At 68.7% G+C, this 24,792-nt stretch carries 17 protein-coding genes and 1 pseudogene; 7 read left to right on the forward strand and 11 right to left on the reverse strand.

Features of this window, described 5'->3' with window-relative positions; all coding sequences use genetic code 11:
• Nucleotides 1-10: 10 nt before the first annotated feature.
• The 4 genes and pseudogenes from istA to ACLJQF_RS18850 all read right to left on the reverse strand — a co-directional run.
• Nucleotides 11-914 (reverse strand): annotated as a pseudogene (gene istA / locus ACLJQF_RS18835) (IS21 family transposase); the annotation flags it as partial.
• Between the two features lie 172 nt (nucleotides 915-1,086).
• On the reverse strand, nucleotides 1,087-2,550 hold the full coding sequence (locus tag ACLJQF_RS18840; protein ID WP_410610257.1) for a YecA family protein: 1,464 nt from the start codon (nucleotides 2,548-2,550) through the stop codon (nucleotides 1,087-1,089).
• A 234-nt stretch (nucleotides 2,551-2,784) separates the two neighbouring features.
• Nucleotides 2,785-3,654 carry a hypothetical protein gene (locus ACLJQF_RS18845; RefSeq protein WP_410610259.1) on the reverse strand — a complete coding sequence of 290 codons (870 nt, stop codon included), beginning with the start codon at nucleotides 3,652-3,654 and terminating at the stop codon, nucleotides 2,785-2,787.
• A gap of 53 nt (nucleotides 3,655-3,707) precedes the next feature.
• Complete coding sequence (locus ACLJQF_RS18850; protein ID WP_410610260.1) at nucleotides 3,708-7,007, reverse strand: SNF2-related protein; 3,300 nt, start codon at nucleotides 7,005-7,007, stop codon at nucleotides 3,708-3,710.
• Between the two features lie 233 nt (nucleotides 7,008-7,240).
• On the opposite strand from ACLJQF_RS18850, the gene ACLJQF_RS18855 reads away from it, so the two are divergent.
• The 5 genes from ACLJQF_RS18855 to ACLJQF_RS18875 all read left to right on the forward strand — a co-directional run bounded on the left by ACLJQF_RS18855 (nucleotide 7,241) and on the right by ACLJQF_RS18875 (nucleotide 15,725).
• A complete protein-coding gene (locus tag ACLJQF_RS18855) occupies nucleotides 7,241-8,707 on the forward strand; it encodes a DUF3375 domain-containing protein (protein WP_410610262.1) in 1,467 nt (488 codons plus the stop codon).
• A 10-nt stretch (nucleotides 8,708-8,717) separates the two neighbouring features.
• Complete coding sequence (locus ACLJQF_RS18860) at nucleotides 8,718-9,323, forward strand: DUF4194 domain-containing protein (RefSeq protein WP_410610264.1); 606 nt, start codon at nucleotides 8,718-8,720, stop codon at nucleotides 9,321-9,323.
• Entirely contained in the window at nucleotides 9,323-12,715 is a 3,393-nt protein-coding gene (locus tag ACLJQF_RS18865) for an ATP-binding protein (RefSeq protein WP_410610266.1), read from the forward strand. The genes ACLJQF_RS18860 and ACLJQF_RS18865 overlap by 1 nt, the downstream gene beginning before the upstream one ends.
• A 4-nt stretch (nucleotides 12,716-12,719) precedes the next feature.
• Nucleotides 12,720-13,919 carry a DUF3322 domain-containing protein gene (locus tag ACLJQF_RS18870; protein ID WP_410610267.1) on the forward strand — a complete coding sequence of 400 codons (1,200 nt, stop codon included), beginning with the start codon at nucleotides 12,720-12,722 and terminating at the stop codon, nucleotides 13,917-13,919.
• Nucleotides 13,920-13,991: 72 nt separating this feature from the next.
• Nucleotides 13,992-15,725, forward strand: coding sequence for a hypothetical protein (locus ACLJQF_RS18875; RefSeq protein WP_410610269.1), 1,734 nt, complete (start codon nucleotides 13,992-13,994; stop codon nucleotides 15,723-15,725).
• Nucleotides 15,726-15,731: 6 nt separating this feature from the next.
• Here the strand turns inward: ACLJQF_RS18875 and ACLJQF_RS18880 are convergent, their stop codons facing one another.
• Genes ACLJQF_RS18880 through ACLJQF_RS18900 form a run of 5 tightly spaced genes read right to left on the reverse strand, consistent with a single transcriptional unit; the run spans nucleotide 15,732 to nucleotide 21,154 of the window.
• On the reverse strand, nucleotides 15,732-16,448 hold the full coding sequence (locus ACLJQF_RS18880) for a protein DA1 (protein ID WP_410610270.1): 717 nt from the start codon (nucleotides 16,446-16,448) through the stop codon (nucleotides 15,732-15,734).
• Nucleotides 16,449-16,453: 5 nt separating this feature from the next.
• On the reverse strand, nucleotides 16,454-17,527 hold the full coding sequence (locus ACLJQF_RS18885) for a PP2C family serine/threonine-protein phosphatase (RefSeq protein WP_410610271.1): 1,074 nt from the start codon (nucleotides 17,525-17,527) through the stop codon (nucleotides 16,454-16,456).
• Nucleotides 17,527-18,261, reverse strand: coding sequence for a vWA domain-containing protein (locus tag ACLJQF_RS18890; protein WP_410610272.1), 735 nt, complete (start codon nucleotides 18,259-18,261; stop codon nucleotides 17,527-17,529). The genes ACLJQF_RS18885 and ACLJQF_RS18890 overlap by 1 nt, the downstream gene beginning before the upstream one ends.
• Nucleotides 18,262-18,284: 23 nt before the next feature.
• A complete protein-coding gene (locus ACLJQF_RS18895; protein WP_410610274.1) occupies nucleotides 18,285-19,748 on the reverse strand; it encodes a DUF4407 domain-containing protein in 1,464 nt (487 codons plus the stop codon).
• On the reverse strand, nucleotides 19,745-21,154 hold the full coding sequence (locus ACLJQF_RS18900; RefSeq protein ID WP_410610276.1) for a hypothetical protein: 1,410 nt from the start codon (nucleotides 21,152-21,154) through the stop codon (nucleotides 19,745-19,747). The genes ACLJQF_RS18895 and ACLJQF_RS18900 overlap by 4 nt, the downstream gene beginning before the upstream one ends.
• Nucleotides 21,155-21,419: 265 nt before the next feature.
• On the opposite strand from ACLJQF_RS18900, the gene ACLJQF_RS18905 reads away from it, so the two are divergent.
• Nucleotides 21,420-21,908 (forward strand): hypothetical protein, encoded by a 489-nt coding sequence (locus ACLJQF_RS18905; RefSeq protein ID WP_410610277.1) that lies wholly within the window; start codon nucleotides 21,420-21,422, stop codon nucleotides 21,906-21,908.
• Entirely contained in the window at nucleotides 21,905-22,246 is a 342-nt protein-coding gene (locus ACLJQF_RS18910) for a hypothetical protein (RefSeq protein WP_410610279.1), read from the forward strand. The genes ACLJQF_RS18905 and ACLJQF_RS18910 overlap by 4 nt, the downstream gene beginning before the upstream one ends.
• A 7-nt stretch (nucleotides 22,247-22,253) precedes the next feature.
• Here the strand turns inward: ACLJQF_RS18910 and ACLJQF_RS18915 are convergent, their stop codons facing one another.
• Both ACLJQF_RS18915 and ACLJQF_RS18920 read right to left on the reverse strand, forming a co-directional pair.
• Nucleotides 22,254-22,967, reverse strand: a complete 714-nt coding sequence (locus ACLJQF_RS18915; RefSeq protein ID WP_410610281.1) for an SAVMC3_10250 family protein — start codon at nucleotides 22,965-22,967, stop codon at nucleotides 22,254-22,256.
• Nucleotides 22,968-22,979: 12 nt separating this feature from the next.
• Entirely contained in the window at nucleotides 22,980-24,791 is a 1,812-nt protein-coding gene (locus ACLJQF_RS18920; RefSeq protein ID WP_410610283.1) for a serine/threonine protein kinase, read from the reverse strand.
• Nucleotide 24,792 lies beyond the last annotated feature (1 nt).

A 24,792-nucleotide genomic window follows, 5' to 3' on the forward strand; every position in this document is an offset into this window, starting at 1 on the left:
TCAGGGTGAACCTCACCCGCTGGTTCAGCCCGATCGGCGGGGCAACCGGCGGCAGCGGCAACATCGCCTGGTAGTCGGTCTCCAGCAGCTCCACCGGGCGACCCTGGATCGACCGGACGGTCCGGTTGTTCGCCTGGGCCAGCCACGCATCCAGCTGGGTGTTGAAGTCCGCGGGTGAGGTGAAAAACGCGGCCAGGCAGGAACGAGGTCTCCAGGAATTGGTTGTTCCGCTCGACCATGCCCTTGAACTCCGGGTCCCGCGGCGGCGCGAGCACGATCTTCGTGGCCAGGGTGCCGGCGAACGCCGCGGCCGGGACGCTGACCCGCCCGGTCCCGCCGATCGCGGACTCCCGGTCCCAGACCAGTTGCTTGGTGACCCGGCCGATCCCGTTGATCAGCTGCCACATGCCCGACAGGATGTCCCCGGCCTGCCGCGACGGGATCATCGTCGCGGTCAGGAACCGCGAGAAGCACAACGTCATCACCAGCACCGGCAGCATCCTTTCCTGACCCGCGGCGACCGGGATCCGTGGCTCGGGAAACCACAAGTCACACTGGGTGACCTGCCCGGGCTCATACGCCACCCGATCGACCGGGTCGATCCCGGCATATTCCGGCCGCAACGCGGCCAGCTTCTTCTTCAACGGCGACATCGAATGCGGCCAGCCGATCTTCTGCGCTATCACCGGACCCGGCATCCGCGGCCATTCGGCCAGCAACGCCCGGATCCGCGGCTCGAACGCATCCGCCACCGACCCCCGCGCCGCCCGCTCATACGACGGCGGCCCGTCCGATCTCAACGCCGCCCGGACCGTGTTCCGCGCGATCCCCAGCCGCCGGGCGATCTCCTTGATCGGCACGCCCTCGGCCCGATGCAACCGGCGGATCTCCGCCCAGTCCTCCACGTTCAGCACCCTCCTACCTCAGAGGGGTCAACTTTCGGAGGACTCCCGGGGGTCAGTTTTCACGAAGCGACGACATCCTGACGGGTTCAGTCACCGCCGGCGTTGAGTCGACTCGGCACACCGATCCGTCATGCGCCGCCGCGGAAGCCGGAACGTCTGCGCCGAGGGCCGATCCGAGCTGTTACTCGAGGCCGAGAGCGACGCGTAGGCGATCACGGTCCATGACGCCCGGGTTGCCGTGGGTGTCCGGGAAGGAGTCGAGAAGCCTGATCAGGTCTCCCCTGCGGGTGGGATCCGCGGCAGCCTGGCGAGGCGTGTGGCCGGACAGGGCCGGGATGGACTCGTCGAGCCACTTCCGCTCGTAGTCGCGGACGAACTTGGCCAGGACCTCGGCAGCCTCCGGAGAAGTGACAGGAGCCTCCGCCGGAGCAGGAGCCGGACGGCGGGCCGCGTCCTGCGCGGATTCGCGGGATTCGGCGACAACCGTGAGCGTCGGGTCGAGCGTGTGGAGGATGGCGAGCACGCGGTCGGTGCGGGCTTCGCTGTTGGCGCTCACGATCAGGTCGTGGCCGTCGAGGCGGAGGGTGGCCCGAATACGTTCCATACCGTCGACGGTGATGTGCTCGTGCCACGTGTCGCCGTCGCGCTCGTACGTCTCGTCCAGTTCGGCGGCCAGTACAGCCGGGTCGTCGGTCCGCAGGGTCACCTCGCAGAGCACCAGTGGATCGCCCTCGGTGTTCTGCAGCACGGGCGGCGCGAACCGCCTGCTCAAGAACGAAATCAGGGTTTCCGGATCGGGTGCGGAGTCCAGGAGTGCGATGAGCTCGTCGCGCTGGTGCAGGGCGACCGGTTCGATGCCGCCGAAGATCTGCTCGGTTTCGCCCACCGGCACGACGCGGGCGCAGATCAGCGCGCCCGGTTTGAGCTGCCGGCTGCCCGTCCGCTCGGTGACCTGGTGGACGTCACCCGTTCGGACGTCACGGACCGTGCAGCCCTCACCGGGACGGACCTGCTCGATCTCGAACACCGACCGCTCGACGAGCAGCCACTGCCCGGCCAGTAGCCGCTCGTCCTCGGGCAGCAACACGCCCCGAGTGGCCACGAACTCGGCGAAGGCGCCCCCCTCGAAGAGGACCGCGTCCGCGGTCAGCGGATCCTCCAGCGCCTCGAGCAGGGCGAAGGGACTGTCGGAGAACTCCGCTCGCGCCTGCGCGGCCTCCATCATTCCGATGCGCCAGGGACCGTCGGCCAGGAACAGACCAGCCTTCTGGTACAGCCATCCGGCACGCTCGTCGAGCGACAGTGTTTCGCGGTTGAGGTGGCATTTCTTGTACTTGCGGCCGGACCCGCACCAGCACGGATCGTTGCGGCCGACGTCGGTGCGGGGCGCAGCCTCGAACCGCACGAAGAGCTCGGCCAGGACGTCGTCCGGCGGAGCACCGGCCCGGCGCAGCAGGGCCAGTCCGCGGGCGACGTCGCCGCGATCACCCGCGAACCGGGCCAGTGCGTACAGCGCCAGCGCCCACTGCGGATCCATCGACTCGGCGGCCTCGTAAGCAGCTTCGGCTGCGGCCACGTCACCCAGCCGCTCGTGGGCTTTGCCTCGCAACCACCGCAACGCCGGCCGGGCCGCACGCGGTGCCATCGGCTCGAGCGACTCGGCGAACAGTCCCAGTGCCGCCGCGGCCGCCGTGTCGGCCGGGATCTCCGCGAGGACCGCCTCGGCGACCGGCGCCTCGGCCAGTAGCGGGAGAGCCGGGCCGAACCCGCCGGTGACGACGCCATCGGCGGGTGCGTCCGCGATTGCGGCGAGCGCCTCGTCGCCGCCCTCTTCGTACGCTTCGGAAGCCGCCTCGTGCAGCTCGGCAACCCTCTCGTACTACTCGAGGATCGCCAGAACCGCGAATTCCGCCTCCTCGTCGAGGTGATGTCGGCGCGCGATCGCCCCACCACGGCTGCCCGTCCGCCACTGCTGGAAATCGAACGCCGCCGGGGCGAGCCATTCGGCTTCGTACTGCAGCCCGCAGGCGATCAGGGCCTCACTCAACGGCGGCAGCGGCTCAGTGAACAATGCCGGGTCGCTCGCGCACGCCATCGAGAGTGCCTCATGCAGCACGATCGGCCCGCCGGGGACGACGGCCAGCTCGTCCTTCAGCGCGCGGGACAACGCGGCCAGCCGGTCGGCCGGTGTCGCCTCGCTGGAAGCCGCCTCCAGGCGTAGCCCGTCGTCGGTGACCCGCACCGCGACGACGTCGCCCTCGGACAGCCCCCGGTCGCGGAGACAACCGGGCGGGAGCAGCAGGGCCCCGCCGTCGGCGATCGCCTCCGGCGGGATACCTCGCTCGGCCAGGGCCTCGTCGTGGACCTCGGGAAACACGGGAACGACCGGTGAGCCGTCCGTCAGCCGCTGGTGCCCGGCGCGCCGGACCAGCGTCTCGACCAGGGTCAGATCGGGTTCGAGACCGAGGAGGCCGTGCTCGGCCTCGAGCGCGGTCAGCCGGTGCGTGAACACCCGGCCGGCCAGCAGCGCGGGCACGGACGCCCACCGGTCGTCGCGAAGCGTCGTCAGCAACCTGTCGCCTTCGTCCAACGCGTCGATCAGGTCGTCGTCCGGTTCGTCGTCCAGCGGCACCCCGCGCTCGCGCAGAACGGAGACGAGCTGTTCCTCGGTCATCGGCCCGCGTTCGGCCAGGACGGCGGCGATCACGTCGACGAGGGGCGCGTCCGCGATGCGAGAAGTACCAGCCACAGGCCGACACGGTACGTGCCTGCCACTCCGCCGCCGTGAAGAGGGCCGACGGCTCAGCCGAACAGGCCTCGGATGTCGTCAGCGTCCAGAGCGCTGCCGAAGGCGTTGCCCTCGTCCATCACCCCGGCGAACAGCGCGGCCTTGCGGGCTTTGAGCTCCATCACCTTCTCTTCGATGGTGCCCTTGGCGATCAGCCGGTAGACCATGACGTTGCGGGTCTGGCCGATCCGGTGCGTCCGGTCGACGGCCTGGGCCTCGGTCGCCGGGTTCCACCACGGGTCAAGGAGGAAGACGTAGTCGGCCTCGGTGAGGTTGAGCCCGAAGCCGCCCGCTTTGAGGCTGATCAGGAACACCGGTGCGGTGCCGCCCCTGAACTTCTTCACCACCGCCGCGCGGTTCCGGGTCTTGCCGTCGAGGTAGCAGTATTCGACACCGGCGTTCTCCAGGTTCCGGCGCACGACGTCGAGGAAGCCGGTGAACTGGCTGAACACCAGGGCACGATGCCCGCCGTCGACGACTTCCCGCATTTGTTCGAGCAGGGCGTCGATCTTCGCGCTGGGGATGCCGGCGTGCTCTTCGTCGATCAGTCCGGGATGCAGGCTGAGCTGGCGCAGCAAGGTCAGCGAACGCAGGATGGTGAAGCGGTTCCGGTTCAGGTCGTCGATCAGGCCGAGCACTTTCTGCCGCTCACGCTGCAGATGGGTCTGGTAGATCTTGCGGTGCCGTGGTGCGAGATCTACTTCGAGGACCTGTTCCTGCTTCGCCGGCAGGTCCGCGGCGACCTGTTCTTTCGTGCGGCGCTTGACCAGCGGCTTGATCCGCCGGCGGAACTGGGCGAGCAGGTCGGCATCGTCCTGCTTTTCGATCGGGCGGGCGTAGTACTCCGCGAACCGGGCCGGGTTGGGGAACAGTCCGGGCGCGGTGATCGACAGCAGCGACCACAGCTCCATCAGGTTGTTCTCCATCGGCGTTCCGGTGATGGCGAGCTTGAACGGCGTCGCGAGCCGCCGTGCGCACTGGTAGATCTTCGACTGGTGGTTCTTGGCGAACTGGGCTTCGTCCATGATGAGGCCCGACCACGAAAGCTCGGCGTACTCGTCGAAGTCGAGCCGGAAGAGCGTGTGTGAGGTGACGACGACGTCGGCGCCCGCGATCGTTTCCGCCAGGGTGCTTCCGCGCCGCCGCATGGTGTCGCCGACCGTCACCACGGACAGTTTGGGCGCGAACCTGGCGGACTCGGCTGCCCAGTTCGAGACCACGCTGGTCGGGGCGATGATGACGAAGGGAGCCAGATTCCGGTCGGCCCGCTTCGCATGACAGATGAGGGCGAGGGACTGCAGGGTCTTGCCCAGGCCCATGTCGTCGGCGAGGATGCCGCCGAGCTGGAACTTCCAGAGGAACGCCAGCCATTGGAAGCCTTCCAGCTGGTACGGGCGCAGCTCCGCGTCGAGGGTCGCCGGCGGCTTCACCCGCTCATCGCCGTCGATCGAGCGCAGGGCGGCCAGCTGGCGTTTCCACGCCTTGGCCTGGCGGCCGACCACCCCGAGCGCGGCCAGCTCGTCCCAGAGGCCGACCTGGTAGCGGCTGATCCGCAGCGAGTCGCCGACCTGGTCCTGCAGGGCGCGGGCTTCCTCGATCAGGTGGCGGAGCGTCTGCAGCTCCGGCTTCTCGAGGGAGAAGTACGCACCGCTGTCGAGCAGCAGGTGTGACTGACCGGTGGCCAATGCCGCGAAAACCGAGGCGAACGGGACGTCCTTGCCCTCGACGCTGATCGTGATGCCGAGGTCGAACCAGTCCGTCTCGCCCGCGATGTCATCGGTCGAAATGCTGACGGCCAGCGAGTCGCCGGCCTCGCGATAGTCGGCGGGGCTGCCGCTGACCTCGACCGCGACGTCGGGCAGGTCGGTCAGCAGGGGCAGCAGCTCGGTGGTGAACCGCATCGTGTCGATGCCGCGGAGGACGCCACCCGGCGCGGCCGGATCGACCGGTGCCAGGCCGAGTTGCTCCGCCGGGAAGTCGAGTCCGGCGAGAATGGCGCGTTCCCGCTCGGGGTCGCGGAAGCCGTCCTCCGGCCGGGCGGGCGTGAGCGGCGCTCGTACCTGGGACTCACCGACCTGGTACGCCCACTCCCAGCCGAGCTCCAGCGCGTGACCGTCGCGATAGGACGCGTTCAGCGTCAACGTCGGAGCGGAGATTTCCGGTGGCACGAAGGCTCCGTCGGACGAGACGACCGGGGCGATGTGCCGCAGTCTCGGGTAGTACTCGTCCCGGAAACGGGAGGTCTGGCCCGCGGGGATCTTCAGGCACTCCTCAGCCAGGATCATGCGTTGCAGCTGGGGCGCGGCGGGAATCGCCAGCCGGGCGAGCCGGATGCGCCAGAGGCCGGGATCGTCGGTTGCCTCGACATCCGCCCGCTCGGCGCAGACGAGACCGTGGCCGTTCGCGCCGATGAACCGCACCGGGACGACGTCGGTGCTCCCCGCCACGGTCAGCGCCGGGGTCACCGCGAGCGATCCGGGCCGGGCGTCTTCGGTCACGTCCAGGCGCAGCTCGGCGGCTGTGTACGGCGGCAGGTCGCCGAGCGCCTTCTTCGCGTGTACCAGACGGATTCCGACAGCGTCCGCTTCGTCGAGGAGCGGCCAGAGCCGACTGCTCCGGTAGCCGGACAGGTCGATCGACTTCACATCCGAGTAGTAGTAGCCCGAGTTCTGATCATGTGACCGGTAGACCGCGTAGAGCTCGTTGAGCACCCGCAACTGGTCGGCGCGGTAGCCCTGGTACGTCAGCGTACCCAGCTTGCTCCAGGCCAGGTTGCCGCCGACCCAGCCCACCCGGCCGGGCTGCACCAGCCGGGCGGACAGCGTCGGCGTGCCTGCGTGCGGTGACAGCGACAGCTCGATCGCCAGCGGGATGGCTTCCTGGCGGTGCGTCGCGCGGTCAGGAGGCGATTCGAGCAGGGTTCCGAGAGACTGCTCCCAGCTCGGAGGCTTGTCCGCCGGGCGCGCACTGCTGACCAGCGCCTGCCGCCGGCCTGGCGTGACCGGCGGCCGGTCAACCACGATGTACGTCAATACCAGTGCCGCGACGTGTTTGCAGTTGAAGCCGACCGGGCAGCTGCAATCGCCGTGCTCGAACCCGTAGGGCAACCCGTCGACGGACTCGAAGTAGGCCGACGTCTCGTAGACCTCGCCCCGGCCCAGCACCTTTCCGTGCAGCGCATTGTCCTGGGCACTCCATCGGCTGCGAAGAACCCTGTTTCGCCGCACGTAGTCGAGGCCGCGGTCGTAGAAAGTGCTGCCCACCACTGCTTCGAGCTCGTCAGGATCGATATCGAGCGTGGTGACCCTCTGCATGAGGGACAAGATAACGTTCGGCGCGGGCAGGGTTCGGCCGACACACCCTGCGCGGCAGCTCCGGCAGCGTCTTGAATGACTCATTCAAGACCTCCGACGCCAGGAATGAGTCATTCAAGACACCACCCGGGCCCGCCTGGCACTCGCCTCGCCCAGGCGGTACCCATCGACGGTCGCACCTGGGCTAATCTTCGTGTTGACATTTCCACGAGCTGCGTGAACACCGAGAATCGATGGACTTCGACGAACTCGACTTCCTGCGCCGCAACGATCCGGCGTGGCGGTTGTTGCGCGCCGACAACGCGCCGCTCGTGCTCGGCTTCCTCCGGAAGGTCTTCGTCGACGACAACCTCCGGTCGATCTCGGCCACCGAGCTGGCCGGCCGGCTGGACGACGAGCTGTACGCGCTCAACGAGCGGCTCGGCGAGGGAACTTTCCCCAAGGCGGCCAAGGCCTACCTGGACGATTGGGCGGCACCGGCGAACGGCTGGCTGCGCAAGTACTACCCGGCCGGTTCCGATGAGGTGCACTTCGATGCGACCCCGGCCGTGGAAAAGGCCCTGACCTGGGTCGATTCGCTTCGGGCGCGGTCCTTCGTCGGTACCGAGTCGCGCCTGAACACGATCTTCGAGCTGTTGCGCCAGATGGCGTTCGGGGCCGAGACCGATCCCGATGTCCGGCTGGCCGAGCTGCACCGGCGTCGCACCGAGATCGACGTCGAGATCAACCGGGTCGCCGGTGGGGACTTCACCGTCCTCGACGACTCGGCTCAGCGGGACCGCTATCAGCAGTTCGCCGCGACAGCACGTGAGCTGCTGGCCGACTTCCGCGAGGTCGAGGCCAACTTCCGCGGGCTCGACCGGGAACTGCGGGCCCGCATCGCGGGTTGGGAGGGCAGCAAGGGACAGCTGCTCGACGACGTGATCGGCAACCGGACGACCATCGCCGACTCGGACCAGGGACGCAGCTTCCAGGCGTTCTACGACTTCCTCCTTTCGCACGAACGGCAGAACGAGCTCACCGGCCTGCTCGAGAAGGTGCAGTCCCTGGACGCCGTCGGCGAACCCGACCCGCGCATGCGGCACATCCACTACGACTGGCTCGATGCCGCCGAGCGCACTCAGGCGACGGTACGGCTGCTGTCGGAACAGCTGCGGCGGTTCCTCGACGACCAGGTGTGGCTGGAGAACCGCCGCGTGATGGACATCCTGCACAACATCGAGTCGTCCGCGCTCAAGCTCCGCGAGCAGCCCCCGCCGGCGCTCACCTGCGAGCTCGACGGCACCGCGCCGCTGCTCGCGTTGCCGATGGAACGTCCGCTCTACACGCCGAAGGAGAAGGTCCCGCTCGACAGTGCGGGCATCACCGCCGCCGAGGAGGACGTCGATGCGTCCGCCCTGTTCGAACAGGTTTACGTGGACCAGGAGCGGTTGTGCGACATCGTGCGCCGCGAACTGCACGAACGTACCCAGGTCGGGCTCAGTGAGGTGCTGGTGCGGCAGCCACTCGAACAGGGGATGGCCGAACTGGTCGGCTACCTCTCCCTCGGCGATCCGGCCTTCCAGGTCGTCTTCGACGAAACGACCCGTGAGCAGGTGCGCTGGACCGACGACACCGGCGTGGAAAGGGTCGCGACCATCCCCAGGGTGACCTACGCCCGCACGACCGGTGAGCGCGATTCTGTCGGTGGGCGCCTTTAGCATGGGCGGCGTGTCCACATCGTTGCGCCGAGACGAGCTCGACCTGCCACTGGTCGTCACACACCTGATGAAGGGGGTGGTCTACGCGGACAGCCACGAAAAAGCGTGGCGCCACCTGCTGCCGCTGCAGGCCCAGGTGCGTGACTACGTCGGTGTGATGGGCCTGACCGTCGTCGTCGACGAAGCAGAGGGTTACGCCTTCCTTCGATCGAAGCCGGACGACGAGGAGGAAGCCGGGAAACTGCCCCGGTTGATCCCGCGGCGCGCGCTGTCCTTCCACGTGAGCCTCCTGCTGGCCCTGCTGCGGAAGAAACTCGCGGAGTTCGACGCGTCCGGCGCCGACACCCGGCTGATCCTCACCCGGGAGCAGCTCGTCGAGATGGTGCGCATGTTCCTGCCCGAAAGCAGCAACGAGGCACGGCTGGTCGACCAGATCGACACCCAGCTCGGCAAGATCGTCGAACTCGGCTTCCTGCGGCGAATCACCGGGCAGGAGGCCGCGTACGAGGTGCGCCGCATCCTCAAGGCCTTCGTGGACGGGCAGTGGCTGGCCGAGTTCGACCAGCGGCTCGCCGAGTACGCCGGCCAGCTCGGCGGCGGAGAGGAGCAGGACTGATGAGTGGCCTGTTCAGCGCCGCCGGGCTCGACACCGAGAGCGCCGAGCTCGCCGGCTACCGGCTGGAGCGCCTGGAGGTCTACAACTGGGGCACCTTCGACCAGCGGGTGTGGACGTTTCACCCCGAAGGGCGCAACAGCCTGCTGACCGGCGACATCGGCTCCGGCAAATCCACCATCGTCGACGCGATCACCACCTTGCTCCTGCCCGCACATCGCATCTCCTACAACAAGGCGGCGGGAGCCGAGGCGAAGGAGCGGCACCTCCGCTCGTACGTTCTCGGCTACTACAAGTCCGAACGCAACGAAGCGACCGGGGCCTCCCGACCGGTCGGGCTGCGGGACCGCCGGTCGTTCTCGGTCATCCTCGGTTCCTTCACCAACCGCGGCTACGACTCGACCGTCACCCTGGCGCAGGTGTTCTGGTTCCGCGACGCGTCCGTCGGTCAGCCGGACCGGTTCTACGCGACCGCCGACCGGGACTTGACGATCGCGGGCGACTTCGCCGGCTTCGGCGGGGACATCGCGGCGCTCAAGCGCAGGCTGCGCAAGCAGGAGGTCCGCGTACACGACCATTTTCCCGCCTACAGCAAGGACTTCTGCCGGCGGCTGGGCATCGAGTCCGAACAGGCGATGGAGCTGTTCCACCAGACCGTTTCGATGAAGTCGGTCGGTAACCTGAACGATTTCGTCCGCTCCCACATGCTGGAGCCGTTCGACGCCGTCGACTGGACCAACCGGCTGGTCGACCACTTCGAAGATCTGACCAAGGCGCACGAAGCCGTGCTCAAAGCACGCACTCAGCTCACGTTGCTGGAACCGCTGCTCGCCGAATGCGACACCCATGACGAGCTCGGCGCGCGGATCACGGCCGGCAAGGCCGCGCGGGAAGCTCTGCGGTTCTACTGCGCGGACCGCAAGGCGACGTTGCTCGGTGAACGGCTGAGCGCACTCGCCGTCGAGATCATCGAGCACCAAACCGCCCTCGCGGGCGCCAAGGCCGAGTTGGACCGGCTGCGTCGGAAAGAGCGCGATCTCGAGATCCAGCGCGCGGGCTGCGGTGGTGACCGGATCAGCCAGCTCGAAGCCGAGATCGGTGCCGAGGAAAAGGAACGTGACCGGCGGAAGGAACAGGACGCCCGGTATCGAACGCTCTTGGCCGCGGCCGGCCTCCCCGCGGTCGCCGACCCCGCGCAGTTCGCCGCGCGGCGGCGTGCGGTGGCCGAGAAGCAGGGTTCGCTCGACCAGGAACAGGCCGAGCTGCAGAACCAGCTGACGGATCTCACCGTCGAACGCCGCGACCTCGCCACCGACGCCGCGGAACTCAACGCGGAGCTGCTGAGCGTGCGGGAGCGGCGCAGCAACATTCCCAAACGCAGCCTGGACGTACGGGAGTCGCTCTGCGCCGCGCTGGGGGTCGATTCCGCCGAGCTGCCCTTCGCCGGCGAGCTCATCCAGGTCCGCGCCGGCTGCGCCGCGTGGGAAGGCGCCGCCGAGCGGCTGCTCCGCAGCTTCGGGTTGTCGATGCTGGTCGCGAGCGAGCACTACGACGCGGTTTCCGAGTGGATCAACGAACGGCACCTCGGCATCAAGCTCGTCTACTACCGGGTGCCCGAACGGCTGGGGCAGACCCCGTCCCCGCCGCTGTCCGAGCGGTCCCTGGTCACCAAACTGGAGATCAAGGACTCGCCGTTTTCGGCATGGCTGGATCGTGAGCTGACCCACCGCGCCGACTACGACTGCGTGGACACGATGGCCGACTTCCGGCGGGCCGCGAAGGCCGTCACCCAGGCCGGGCAGGTCAAGGGTGCTCGCGGCAGGCACGAGAAGGACGACGCCCGCCGGATCGACGACCGCCGCCACTACGTGCTGGGCTGGGACAACCAAGCCAAAATCGACGCGCTGCTCGACCAGGCGAATCGCCTTCAGCTTCAGCTGCGTGGCCTGGACGGCCGCACGCAACAGGTCAAAGCCGAGCTGGGCGCCAAGGGCAAACTCGCCACCACGTTGACCATGCTGGAGCAGTTCGGCGGGTTCGCCGACATCGACTGGCAGGCGTCGGTGAACCGCATCGCGGAACTCGCCGACGAGAAGGGACGGCTGGAACAGCAGTCGGACGAGCTGAAACGCCTGACTGTCGAGCTGGAAGCCGCCGGCAAGCAGATCAAGGCGACGGAAGAGGCGAAGGAGACGGCGCAGAAGGAACTCGGGAACCTCGGAGGGCAGCGAGAAGCCGCGGAGAAGCAGCTACGCGACACGAAGATGACGCTGGACGGGCCGGCGGCCGAATCCGCGCGAGCGTCGTTTCCGCTCGTGGACAAGCGCATCGGCTCCAGAAGTCTCACCACCCCGGAAGACTGCGACACGTGCCGCGTCGAAGTGAACGACGAGATCACCGCGGAGATCGATCGGCTCACCGGCAGGCAGAACAAGGTCGCGGCCCGGGTGGTCGGCAAGATGAGCGACTTCCGCAAGGCGTACCCGCTGGAGACCGAGGAGTTCGACAACTCGGTGCAGTCCGCGGGCGAATACCGCGCGCTGCACGAGCGGATCGCGTCCGACGATCTGCCCCGGTTCGAGGCCGAGTTCAAGACCTACCTCAACACCAACACCATCCGCGACATCGCGGGCTTCCACTCGCAGCTGACCAAGCACGCCGAGCTGATCAAGCAGCGGATCGAAACGATCAACGACTCCCTGGTCGACATCGATTACAACCCCGGCCGATTCATCCGGCTCGAGCCGCATCCCACCGTGAACGTCGAAATCCGCGACTTCCGCAGGGATCTTCGGGAGTGCACCAGCGGATCGCTCAGCGGCGACGACTCCAGCCAGTACTCGGAGCAGAAGTTCCTCCAGGTGAAGTCCCTGATCGAGCGGTTCCGCGGGCGCGAGGGGCAGACCGAACCGGATCGGCAGTGGACCCGCCGGGTCACCGACGTGCGCAACTGGTTCACGTTCTCCGCGTCCGAGCGATGGCGTGCCGATGACACCGAACACGAGAACTACACCGACTCGGGCGGGAAATCCGGCGGTCAGAAGGAGAAACTCGCCTACACGATCCTCGCGGCATCGCTGGCCTACCAGTTCAAGCTCGACTGGGGAGTGACCAAGTCGAAGACGTTCCGGTTCGTCGTCATCGACGAGGCGTTCGGCCGCGGTTCCGACGAGTCGACCCGGTTCGCGCTCGGCCTGTTCCGGCGATTGGGCCTGCAACTGCTGATCGTGACGCCGTTGCAGAAGATCCACGTCATCGAACCGTACGTCGCCGCGGTCGGGTTCGTGGACAACAAGACCGGCGACAGCTCGCGGTTGCAGACCTTGACCATCGAGGAATACCGGCAACAACAGCTCGCGCACGCTCGTGTCACCGCATCCGGTCAGGGCGCGTGACGCGGTGCCGACCGGCTGGACCGTTCCCGGCGATGTGCTGGACAGGCTGCGGCGGCGTTGGGATCGTGGTGAGTTCCTGGCCCAGCTCGCCGCCGGAACCCCGTGGGAACCGGTGGCGATCGGGCTGCGCGGTCCGAGCGCGCAGGACACCGCCGCGCACCTCGAGCAGGTGCGTGCTTGGATCGAGCAGTGGCACCGGCTCCGGCATCTCCGGGTCGAGACGAGAACGGTCGGCGGCCGGGTCGCCGGAACGAACGAGATCCCGGGCCGGGTCTGGATCGACTCCTACGAGCAGCTGTGGGCTTTCCTCGGGGTGCAGCCGGCGGTGCGGACGTTCACCACGCTCCTGGAGGCGACGCGGTCCCGAGCTCCGGTCATCGCCGACTGGATGTCCGGCAGACCGATGGAGGTCCTCAAGCACCAGGGTGAATGGCCACGGCTCCTCGACACCGCCAGGTGGATCGACGCACACGCGCGTCCTGACATGTACGTCCGGCAGATCGACGTACCCGGCGTCGACACCAAGTTCATCGAGCGGCACCGCGCCGTGCTGGCCGCGTTGCTGGATGTTCTGCTCCCGGAACACCGCGTGGACCGAACTTGTCCACCAGCGGACTTCGCCGGCCGATACTTCTTCCGGAAGAAACCCGCTTACGTCCGGTTCCGCCGCTTGTCCGACGGTCACGGATTCAGCGAGCTCACCGTCCGGGTGCCCGAGCTGGCCGCCGTGCCGCCCGCGGAGCGCACGGTGTTCGTCGTGGAGAACGAAATCACCTATCTGGCGTTCCCGCCCGCCGAGAACGCGATCGTCATCTTCGGCGAGGGATATGCGGCGTCCCGGCTGCAGCCGCTCGAGTGGCTGGCCGGCAAGAACCTCGTCTACTGGGGCGATATCGACACGCACGGCTTCGCGATCCTCAACAGAGTGCGCCGCTCGTTCGAAGGCGCCCGGTCCATGCTCATGGACCGGGTCACTCTCTCGGACCACGAAGGACAGTGGGTCTCCGAGCCCACCCCCACCAGCGAACACCTCGAGGCGCTGCTCCCGGAGGAGGCGAGCCTCTACACCGACCTCGTGGAAGATGTGCTGGGCAGCTCCGTGCGGCTGGAACAAGAACGCGTCTCGTACGCAGCCATCCAAGAGGCGGCCCGTCTTTTTTCACCACCTCGGCGAATTAAGCCCAAAGGTGAACGGGCGATATGATTCGGGAAGCTCGTTGCGGGTCCCTCGATTGGGGGCTTTCTGTGGTCGGGATCGGCCGGGTATACCGGATGGATGAGTCATGCGCGGCGTGACGTGGCCCGTCACATTCATACCGGCGACACCGAGGTTGGTCGAGCCCGGCGTGGGACTGGTGTCGGGGCGGTTCCGGCCGCAATTCTGGCGCAGCAGCGTGCGGCGGGAAATCGGGCCGTCGCCGGGGTGCTGGGCGAGGTGGCGGGGCGGACGGGGTCCGTGGTGGTGCAGCGGCAGTCCTTTTTGACGGTGCTGCCTCCTGAGTTGTCGTGGGAAACGCTCTCGCGTCTCAGCTGGCGCGACTTCGTGGGATTGCGTGCGGCGAGCAGGGCTCATCGAGACTGGATCCACGGAGCCGTTGCCGAACGGTACGGCACGTGGAGTCCGGAAAACATGCTTGCGTTCTGGGTGGTGGAGTTGCGCGGAGTTCGCCGGCTCACGCTGTTCGGGATCGTGGAGCTGGCGAGGAGTTTGGGTGCGCAGGCGTTCTGGCCGGCGTTCTGGCGTGCGGTCGCACGGGTACACGTGCCCGGCAAAGACCACGCGGCCAACGCCGACATCCTGCTGGCCCTCGGCCAGAAGTTCGGTCTGGCCGGGAGCGTCGACTTCATCGGCGACGTGGTTGAGCTGGTCTACTCGACCGGGTTCAACCACCTGTCGTTCCTCGAGTCGTACCTGACGGCGTTGGAACGGTCGGACGCCGCCGGGATCGGCGCGGTCGCGGCCAAGGAGAGGCGCACCGAGATCGAGCGGGCGATGGAAATAGAACTCGGCACCGTCGATGAAGAGGGTGACGTCTATTTCGACGCGGCGTTGTCGTCTCTTGTTCCGGGCGCCGGGGGTGACGAGTATCTGGAGACCGGCGAGTTCCTACGGCAGTGGCTGAGGAAGGAGGCGAAGGAATCGCTGACTCGCAAGTTCAAGACGCTCGCGCGCCGCCTGGCCGAGGAACTTCAGAAGCTGGACGCCGCACTCGGCCAGGGCCGCGGCAGGCCGAGCAGGGCCGATGCGCCCGTGTCGTCGCTGCGCTACGTGCAGCGGGCGCTGGCACAGGCGGAATGGGAGGCCCTTGTCACCTTGCACGCCGCCCTCGCTCAGCAGCCCAATCTCTCGATCAAGTACCAGGGAGCCTGCCACGCCGGTATCGTCCGCGCCGGTGACTTGCTCGAGGCACTGATGGTGCTGGCCGACGCGGTGGACGTCGCCCGAGAGGCGGACACGGCCCGCCGGAACGAACGCGCCACCAAAGCGGCCAAGCCGGTCGAGAACCACCACCAGCTGCTGACGCGGGAACGCTGGGCACGCTGGGCACGCCGTGCCCCGCAGGTCGAGGACGAGAAGGGCGGTCCGTCGGCGACCACGGCGGACCCGGTACCCAAACGCGATCCCGACGAGGACGGGCGCACCGGTGAGGAACCCACCCTGATCTATCGGAGCGTGGTGTACACCAGGTTCGCAAGTAAGTGCTACGGCCGGGTGGACCGGGTCAAACTCGCCAAGGCTTGCACGGGTGCGCAGCTGAACGCATTCGAAGACGCCGTAGCGCGCGGTTCGGCGATACGCGATCGCGGTGAGAGCGGCGTGAAGCAGCGTGGTGACTATTACCAGGTCAAACTGTCCGATGCCGACGCCCGTGGTGTGAGGTTCAGTGGTAGCGCCGAGGCACGCCTGCGGTCCGCGGTGGCGATCTCGGAGACACTCGCAGACCGGTACGGGATCAAGTACTTCGTCTTCGACAGGACGCAAAGGGCGCACGCCGGCGGTCACATCTAGTGCTCGTCACGGCAACCTTCCCGACCGGCAAAGCTCCTGCAACACGGCATGAATTCCCGACCGCGCCACCGCGTCCCGCACCAGCCGGTAACCCGCGCCGTAGACGTCGTCGGGGTCGGCCGCCATCGCTTCACGGAGTGCCTGAGGCAGCCTGCCGGGCTGCCGTTTCAGCCACGCCGAGGCGAAGACCTCGCACACGCCTTCGAGCAGGACCGGGTCGGTGACCGGGGCGCCTCGCTGGATCAGCCACGCGTGCCCGATCTCGTGGGCGACCGTGGCTCCGAAGTGGACACTCGTGAGCCCGCGGACCACCTCGATGCCCGCGACCGTCCTCGAATGCTCCCACCCGTGGGTCAGTCCCGTGGCCGCGGCGCCGTCCGGCAGGTGGATGACGTCGACGAGCCGGACCCGGACGCGCTGGTCCAGTTCGATCCCGAGCGCCGTCAGCTGCTCGCGCACCCGCGGGATGTACCTGCGGGCTCGTTCCTGGGTGTCGACCGCATCGGCCGCGCAGGTGGGGCACCGCACCCCGGAACCGGAGAGCCGGCTCCACCCGGGGCCCGGTGACCTCGGCCGCGTGCACAGGCCGCAGCGCTCGGCCACGCCGTGGCCGGCACACGTGATCTCCCCGTGCATCGACATCTCGTACGCGGCGACCGGGCGGCGGCCGCACCAGACGCAGTTTCCGGGTGGGCCCAGGATGCCGAGACGGCGCCCGGGCACCTCCGTCACCGCGGGAGCCGCGGGAGCGGCCAGACCGCCACGACCGTCCGATCGTCGTCGTAGCTGCGCTTGTGGAAGCCGACCTGCGCCGCGAACGCCAGATCGTCGGGCGGGTTTCGCCACGAGTGCGCCAGGAACCGGCCGACTTCGCCCGTTCCGTTGTGCAGCGGATCGCCGACACCGTCGCTCATCAGCACCAGCACCTCGCCGGGAGCGACCTGCGCGTGCCGCCGGACGACCGGCTGGGCGGGCACCAGCGGAAGCGCACCGACCGCGGAACTGTGCACGTCGGCGTCGGCGTTCTTCACATCGGCCATCGGTACCCAGCCGGGCTCGGCCAGCACCCAGGCCGAGCTGTCGCCCACGGACCCCACGTGCACGTCCATCACCTCGTCGCCGAGCGCCGCCACCGCGTAGACAGCCGTGGTGGACATCCACTCGGCCACCTCGGACACCTCCAGCTCGGCGCCACCGGGCACCCGCTTGCGCGCGAACGCCACGATGTGCCCCGCGACTTCGCGCATCAGCCGATCCCAGTCGAGCTCGGCCGGCTCGGTGTGCGCGAGGGCGTTCACGAGCAGCGTCACGCCGGTCCGGGCGGCCACCTCGGCGGCGTAGTGCGACCAGGACCCCGAAGACAGCCCGTCGGCGACGCACAGCACCAGGTGGCGTCCGTCGGGCGTGAGCTGGTAGGCGTACTCGTCCTGGCGGGTCCGGCCGTAGGCACGGTGCGAAAGCCCGCGCAGGCTCGCCGCGCGCACCTCGGCCAGCGGCGGCCCGCCCTCCGGACGCACCACGAACCCGTCGATGACGGAGTCACGGCGGTGCCAGTTCTCCGGATCCGGCACCGAAACGACTTCCGTGGCCGCACGGCCGGGTTCACCCACGGAGTACGGCAGGTACTGCCCGGCCCAAGCAGGCGGTTCGCTTTCGAAGTGCTCGGCACGGTGCCGACCCGGAACTTCCGGGATGTCGACCGGAACCTCGGCCGGCAGGGGGAAGACGTCGGTCGGCACGCCGTCGGCGTCCGGGTACCCGACGACCGGCAGCCCGTCCCAGTTCGATTGCACAGTCGACATCACACGAAGTCGTCGTCGGCGGTGTAGGAGGCGAGGCCCGGAGGCAGGTCCTCGTCGGGCGGGAGGATGATCCCCGAGTCGCCCAGGGCCATGCTTTCGCCCGAGGCGAGCACGCTGGAGATGAGCACCTCCGCCATCGACGCGATCGCCGCTCCCGGATCACCGTCCACGTGCAGGAACATGCGCATGGGCTTGTTCCCGGTAGTCGGGTGGATGAGTTCCTTCAACGTTCCGGGGTTGGCGTCGTCCACGCCGAAGGGGACGACGTTCGGGTACATCGAGAAGCCGGTGAGCGTGCCCTTGTCGTACTCGGTCAGTTCCGCGAAGGCGGACCTCCACTGGCTTTCCTGATCAGTGGGCTCGCCGTCACTGATGAAGAACACGGCGGGCCGGTGCACCGCGTACCCGTCTGCCTTGAGCTGCTTGACGTCGGTCGCGATCTGGGTGCGCAGCAGCCGGAACGCAGCAGCGAACGAGGTGCCACCGCGAGGCGAGAGGTTGGGCAGCTTCGTACCGACCTCGAGCACGTCGCACAACTGAAGCACCACCTTGGCGTCATCGGCGAAGTCGATCACGGCGAACCGCACCTTGTCCGACAGGATGGGCGCATCGGCGACCGCCTGCTGGACTCGGGGCATGATCCGGTTGGCCGTGGCCATCTTCACGCCCTGCATCGACCACGAAGCGTCGACCACCAGGTAGAACGGGAGAAGCTTGCCCTTCTCGTTTTCCATCGTCGTCCTTTCCGATCAGGGGTTCACGGTTGCGAGTTGTGCGAGACGGGACTCGACCCGTTCGCCGGTGGGTAGACGGGCAGCGGCATCGTCACGTCCGACGGGCCCGGCATCGACGGGGTGAAGGCCGGCAACGTGACGGACGCCGCGGGGGCGGGCTGCCGGCCGGGGCGGACGTGCGGCCCGACGTGGTTGCGGTACCACTCGTCGAGCTGCTCGTCGGCGCGCAGCTTCGCCACCTCCGCCCAGGTGCGGACGGCGTCCATGGCGATCCGCGACTGCTGGTCGACGAGCTCGTCGATGGTGGCCTGCGCGGTCCGCACCTGGGCGTCGGACTTCTGCTTGGCCAGCAGCACGGAGGCGTCCGCCTCGTTTTCGGCCGCCTGGCGCCGGGCCTCGGACCGCACCTGGTCCCGGTGATCGTCGTCGCTGTCGATGCGGGTCAGCAGGCTGTCGTAGAGCGTCGGCTTGCCGAACATCATCAGCAGCTTCGTGAGCACCGGCAGAACTTCGATCAAGAAGAACAACGCGGTGAGCGCGAGCCGCGCGGTCGTCGCCGACGGATGACCGTCGGTGATCCGGTCCAGCGCTTCCAGGCGGGCGAGCAGTCCCTTGTTCAGTTCCTGGGCGTCCAGCGCCTGCTTCTCCGCCTTCCGCTTGCGTTCCTGGGCGTTGACCAGGTCCGTCTGCACCGCACCGATCTTCTTCTTCGCTTCTTCGGCAGCTGCCGAAGAACCGTTCCGAGTACGGGTGGTGACTTCGTCGACCTTGGCGTCGAGCTTGCGTTTGGCGTCGTCACGCGCTTCGAGCGCCCGATCGGCGGCGGCGCGCTTGGCGCGGTAGGAATCTCCCTCGCCCGGTCGTTTCGTCCCGCAGGTGCCGTCGAGTTCGCACTGGGCCTCCCGGTCGGCTTGCAGGTAGGTTTCCTGCGCCTTGTCGTAGGTGGCTTGCGCGGTCTTGACGTCCGGGTCGGCCGACACCGCGGCGCCGTTGCGCCCCTCGATGGCGTCCCGAAGGCCGCGTTCCTGCTTCTCGAGGTCGTCGACCTGCCGGTAGGCGTCCTTCACCTTCACCTGCACCTGGGCGGCGGCCTCGAAGCGCATGTTCTCCAGCTCGGCGTTGATCTCCGGCTGGAAGATCCGCAGCACCAGCGGGGTGGCGACCACCGCGCCGATGACCACCGCCATCGCCATGCGCGGCACGGCGACGGCGAACGCCCGCCACCCCGACGCGGCGTTCAGCGTGACGACCAGCAACCGGTCCAGGTTCAGCACGATCACGAACCACGCCAGCGCACTCGGCAGGGCGATCCACCACGGCAGCTCCAGGGTGCTGGACAGCGCGAAGAACGCCGCCACCCCGGCCAGGCTCGCGGTGCTCAGCAGGACACCGCCCATGACGGCGTGCTTGGTGAGATCGCCCGGGGCCTTCTTCAGGATTTCCGGTCGGGCGCCGGCCAGTGCGGCCAGCGCGAGACGCAGTTTCATGTCGTTTCCTCAGAGTCGGTGAGCAGCTCTTCGACGAGTGAAGGGCCACCGAGAAGCAGCTCGTCGAGATCGAAGGGAAAACCGGCGATCTCGAAGTCCGGCCAGCCGAAGGGTCTGGCGGGGGACGCCATCGCAGCGAGCGGATCGAACGGCTCCGGCAGCACGACGTCCGGCAACTGGGGCAGGGCCGGCCGCGGCAGCGCACCGGTGAGCTCGGCCACTCGCGGCAGTTCCGGCATCGCGACCGGGGTGCCGAGCACGCTCGGCGGCGGGATGACGGCCACCGGGTCCAGGACGCGCGTGTCGGCACCCATCGGATTCACCGCTGTCACGGTCACGTGGGACGTGCGGTCGAGCCACAGCGGCACGACACCGCCACCTTGCCGGGCGTCGATCGAGGTGGTCCGGCCGTTGGCGACGATGTCGAGGCTGACCGCGTCGGTCGCCTGCCAGTGCAACTGGACCGCCAGTCCCTCGGCGACGAACGGGCGGTCGACATAAGCCTGCGTCAGGGACGGCGGGTCGAGAACGTCACCGAGCAGGATGCTGAAGTACCGCCACCATTCGTACGGAGACGGACGCTGCCGCGGATCCGCGCCCTTGGCGATCGCCCTGGTGAGCAGATCCGCCCCCTCCGCGTCGAGCACGCCGGCCATGGCGCCGGGATCGGTCGCGATGGACGCCCGCGCACCCGGCAGCAGGGATCGGCGGACGAACAACCCGAACTTGTACCGGTCGGTGAGCCGGTTGAGCGATCCACCTTCCGGCGGGCGCCAATCGTCGACGTTGAGCTGGACGTTGCTGGCGCCCTGGCTCATCAGCCGCACACCGTCACAGTCGATGAACATCACCGAAGGCGTGTCGTCGAGCCGGTAGAGTTCGTTCTTCGGGTTGATGTCGCCGAATACCGCGTTCACGCGTTCGTGGTAGAAATCAAGCATCCCGGCAAAGTCGCGGCAGATCGTCAGCCGCTGTTCCCAGGTCGGCACCCGCCTGCCGACGAGAGGACCACCGAGAAGAGCGGTATCGACGAACAGGAACTGTACCTCGCAAGGCTTCCACTTCGTGTTCCCGGTATGGATTTCTTTGACCTGTTCCCCGAATTCCGGCGGTATCCGGCGCATCAGCACCCCGCACGGCACGCCCGCGCGCTCCACCACCCGGAGGGGCCAGGTGGTGCACCCGTCGAGCCGGGCACGGTCCACGGCGGACAGCTTGTCCCGCTGCGCGACGATCTTGCGCAGCTCGTCGCCGGAGTTCGGAGGTTTCTTGTACTGCTTGTAGACCAGCGGTCCCGGCACCCCGGGCAGCGTCACCTCCGGCGCCTCCAGCACCACCGCCTGACCGCCACGGCCGAGCTGCCCGCCCAGCTTGCCGAGATCGGCGTGCTCGATGGTCAGCGTCACCCGAAGCCCCTTCCCTCCGATTCACCGGCCGCCCGCTCGGCCACGGGTGAGTTATCGGGATGACCGGCCGGTCGTTACGGCAGCCCGGACAACAAATCAGCCATCCGGGCCGGAGACGGCGAAAATCGCGGATCTGTCCAGAAATTGTCCACTCAGGACTCGGGTGCACACCGGCGTGATTAGCGGAAAGCCGCCTTGTAACATATGGCCGGCCAGTTCCGACGACCCGCCCGAACGAGCTTGCCGAGCGCATGAGGGGCGTACCGTGCCAAAACTGTTCATCAGTCACCGGATCGGTGACAGCCTCCCGGTCGCCACCGCGATCGCGGATCGGCTCGCCCGGCAGTTCGGCAGCGAGAACGTGCTCAGCGATTCGGTGCGGCGGAGCGATGTCGTGCTGGCGCTGATCGGTCCGCGGTGGCTCGACGACCCCGGTGACCGGGTCCGCACCGAGTTGCGGACGGCGTTCGAACACCGCATCCCCGTCGTGCCGGTCCTCCTCGACGGCACCCCGCTGCCCGGTCCCGGGGACCTGCCCCCGGCACTCGCTCCGCGGTACGTGCGGCACGACAGTTTCGAGTCCGACGTGCGCGGGCTGATCGAAAGCCTGCCCGGTGACGCGGCAGCGTCCCCGGCGTCCCCGCCGGGCCGGAACGTCCAGCACATCACCGCGGACCGGAGCACCGTCTACGTGAACCAGGGGCACCAGGTGAACAGCATCCAGTCGCAAGGCGAAGACCGGAGCCGGCGATGAGCACCCCGCACCCCCGACGGCGCCCCACCGCACCGCGGAACAACCAGCAGAACACGTTCGGCCCCGGCGCCACCGGTTACGTCAACCAGAACGGCCCGCAGATCAACAACACCACCAACGTCTACCCGTACTTGCCGGTACCGGCCCCACGGCGGCGGCCCTGGATCGGCTGGTCGGTGCTGAGCATCGTCGTCCTCGACACCGCGTTCTTCTTCTACGGCGCGGCCGCTTACACGGGCCGCCAGGGCGACAGCGGCGATCTGTGGCGGGCCGGCATCTTCCTGTTCCTCCTGGCCACCACCGGCAGCCTGATCCGCAAGTGGTTCCGCAGCCGGTGACCGACGCTCACGGGCGCGCGTGGCGGACGAACAGCGGTGACGCGAGCACCACGCCGAACGGCAGCCCGGCCGGACGCACGACGGTGCTGACCCGGGCGCAGCCGGCCAGATAGGGCGCCGCGTCGAAGTACTCGTCGGTACACGCGACCCGGCGGAACACGGCTTCGACCTGACCCGCCAGGTTCACCGGCCACGGCTCCGATGCGCGACGCCGGCCGAGGCGGTCCCAGAACGCGGGCTCGGCTTCCGGCCGCACGGACTTCACGACGGCCGACTGCAGCGCGGAGGGCACGTCGTCGATGTCCGAGTACGAACCGTCCGGCTGAACAGGCGCCGCCACGGCCGTCCGGCCCACCAGGTGGTTCGCGGAACCGTGCAGCAGGATGCGCGTCGACGTCCGGTCCCAGCCGCCGGCCTCGCAGAACAGCGCGGCACCTCCGGGCAGTGACCGGTAACCGATCCGGCCCTCGAAGAACACCCAGGTGCCCGGGATCAGCCCGTCGTGGCGGTACCACTGGGCGTCCTCGCCGAGGTGGTCGATCAGCTTCCGGACCTCGGTGTCCGCGGCATCGGCCACGTCCATCTCGACCGACGTCTCGAGGGACGCGATCCGCGCCTTGCCCCCGAACTTCCGGACCCTGATCCTCGACCACCATGACGGCTCGCTGGGCACGAACTGCCGCAGTTTGGCGTCCGAGAGGTACACGTACTCGTGGAACATCGGCAACTCCTGCTAGATCTTCCGCGGCGCGGCGGGCCACGATCCGGTGAAGTCCTCGGTGGCGACGGCCACGTGCCCGCCGAGGACGGCGGCGAGCCGCAGGCGCCAGGCCGCGCCGACGCCGAGGGCGACCCGGTGGCTCGGTTCCCCGGCCAGCCGCTGCCACGCGGGCACGGCCGCGTCGGATGACGTCGTCACCCACAGCCCGTCGTCACCGGCGATCGCGACGGTGACGCCGTCGCGCTGGCCGACGCACGCGATGTCCGTCGCGGATCCGGGGAGCTCCACGGCGCTCTTCTTGTTCCACACCCCGTACCGCTGCTCGAAGACGATCAGCTCGCGGCTGCCCCGCAGGACGCAGTGGCACTGCAGTTCACCCCAGCTGCTGAGGCACAGGCCCGCGGCGGCCGTGCTGCCCGGGTGCAGCCGGTCGAGACCGCCGGTGCCGGTCACCGCCAGCTCGTCGTCCGGGGTGATCACGGCGATCGCGGGACGCCCGTCGGAGTCCAGCGCGGCCGCCAGCACCTTCCGCACGTAGCGCCGCTCCTCGATCCGGCGCACCGGAGCGCCGACGCCGGCGGTGACCGCCGTCAGCATGCCGTCCGGGTCCACGACGAAGGCCGTGACCGCGCCGTCCGCCTGCCGGACGACGGCGATCCCGCCGTCCGCGACGGCGATGCCCGCTTCGTGCCACCGGGCCGACCGGCCCACCCAGAGCCGGTCCGAGCGATCGATCACGAACTGGACCGCCGCACCCGCCCCGTCGACGGCGGCCCGCACCCCCACGGGGAAATCGGGGGCGGCCGCGTCCGGCACGAGCGTCCACAAGGACCCGGCCGCCAGCCTGGCCCGCTTGACCCCGGCGCCGATCGCGACGACGGTCGGCGTTCCGGTCCCGTCGACGGCCAGGTCGAGATCACCGATGCGCGGCCGCTTCGCCTGCGCATCGACCGCCGCGGTCATGGCCCGCAGCGCGGCGGCCCAGGCCCGCAGGGAACGCGGCCGATCGTTCGGATCGGTGGCCAGCAGCGCCGCGATGTGGCCGGCGACGGCGTCCGGGAAGTCGGCCCGGCGCAACGCGTTCCGGCCGGTCGACGCGGCGTCGGTCTCCTGCGGTGCCTGCCCCATGAGCAGGAAGTAGACGACCGCGCCGAAGGAGTAGCGGTCCGCCTCCGCGGTGCCCTTGTCCTTGCCCTCCGGTGCGGTGAACCCGCTGGTGCCCACGCGGGTGACCGGACCGCTCCGGGTGGGCACCACGAACGTGAAGTCGATGAGGTGGACCTGGCCGGCCGCGTTCACCATCACGTTCGACGGCGAGATGTCCCGGTGGTGGACGGCGAGCGGGCCCGTGCCGATCGTGTCGATGATCTCGGCGAGCTGCCGCGCGATCTCGCAGATGTCGGCGAAGGACGGCTTGCGCTTGCGCACCCACCTGGTCAGGTCGTCACCGTCGATCCAGCGCGAGACGACGTAGAGCGTCCGGCTGTCTTCCGCGAACCCCGGAGCGTGCGGCGGGGCACCGACGAACACTTCGGTCGCGCCGACCACGCCCGGGACGACGAGCTGGCTCGTCTCGTCCCGGGCCTCCTGCGCGCGGCGGTACCACCGCCCGAGCGCCTGGTCCGGTGTCTCGTAGTGCTCCTGGCTGAGGTGCTTGGCGTGCAGCACCTTGACCGCCCAGCGGTGTTCGGTGTCGCCGTCGCGGCGGGCGGTGGCGGCCAGCCACACCTCCCCTTCGCCGCCCTCGCTGATCCGTTCCCGGAGCACGTACCGGTCGGCGGCCTCCGGCGGCCCGACCCGCATCTCCGCCATCACTTCCGCCACG

This window comes from Amycolatopsis sp. lyj-109 (assembly GCF_046548995.1).
Taxonomy (GTDB): Bacteria; Actinomycetota; Actinomycetes; order Mycobacteriales; family Pseudonocardiaceae; genus Amycolatopsis.

What these genes read in the sequence shown, in the direction of transcription:
- ACLJQF_RS18840 (WP_410610257.1), bottom strand. Translation starts at nt 2,550, where the DNA reads ATGGCACCGCGTGCGGCCCGGCCGGCGTTGCGGTGGTTGCGAGGCAAA.
- ACLJQF_RS18850 (WP_410610260.1), bottom strand. Translation starts at nt 7,007, where the DNA reads ATGCAGAGGGTCACCACGCTCGATATCGATCCTGACGAGCTCGAAGCA.
- ACLJQF_RS18855 (WP_410610262.1), top strand. Translation starts at nt 7,241, where the DNA reads ATGGACTTCGACGAACTCGACTTCCTGCGCCGCAACGATCCGGCGTGG.
- ACLJQF_RS18865 (WP_410610266.1), top strand. Translation starts at nt 9,323, where the DNA reads ATGAGTGGCCTGTTCAGCGCCGCCGGGCTCGACACCGAGAGCGCCGAG.
- ACLJQF_RS18875 (WP_410610269.1), top strand. Translation starts at nt 13,992, where the DNA reads ATGAGTCATGCGCGGCGTGACGTGGCCCGTCACATTCATACCGGCGAC.
- ACLJQF_RS18885 (WP_410610271.1), bottom strand. Translation starts at nt 17,527, where the DNA reads ATGTCGACTGTGCAATCGAACTGGGACGGGCTGCCGGTCGTCGGGTAC.
- ACLJQF_RS18890 (WP_410610272.1), bottom strand. Translation starts at nt 18,261, where the DNA reads ATGGAAAACGAGAAGGGCAAGCTTCTCCCGTTCTACCTGGTGGTCGAC.
- ACLJQF_RS18895 (WP_410610274.1), bottom strand. Translation starts at nt 19,748, where the DNA reads ATGAAACTGCGTCTCGCGCTGGCCGCACTGGCCGGCGCCCGACCGGAA.
- ACLJQF_RS18910 (WP_410610279.1), top strand. Translation starts at nt 21,905, where the DNA reads ATGAGCACCCCGCACCCCCGACGGCGCCCCACCGCACCGCGGAACAAC.
- ACLJQF_RS18915 (WP_410610281.1), bottom strand. Translation starts at nt 22,967, where the DNA reads ATGTTCCACGAGTACGTGTACCTCTCGGACGCCAAACTGCGGCAGTTC.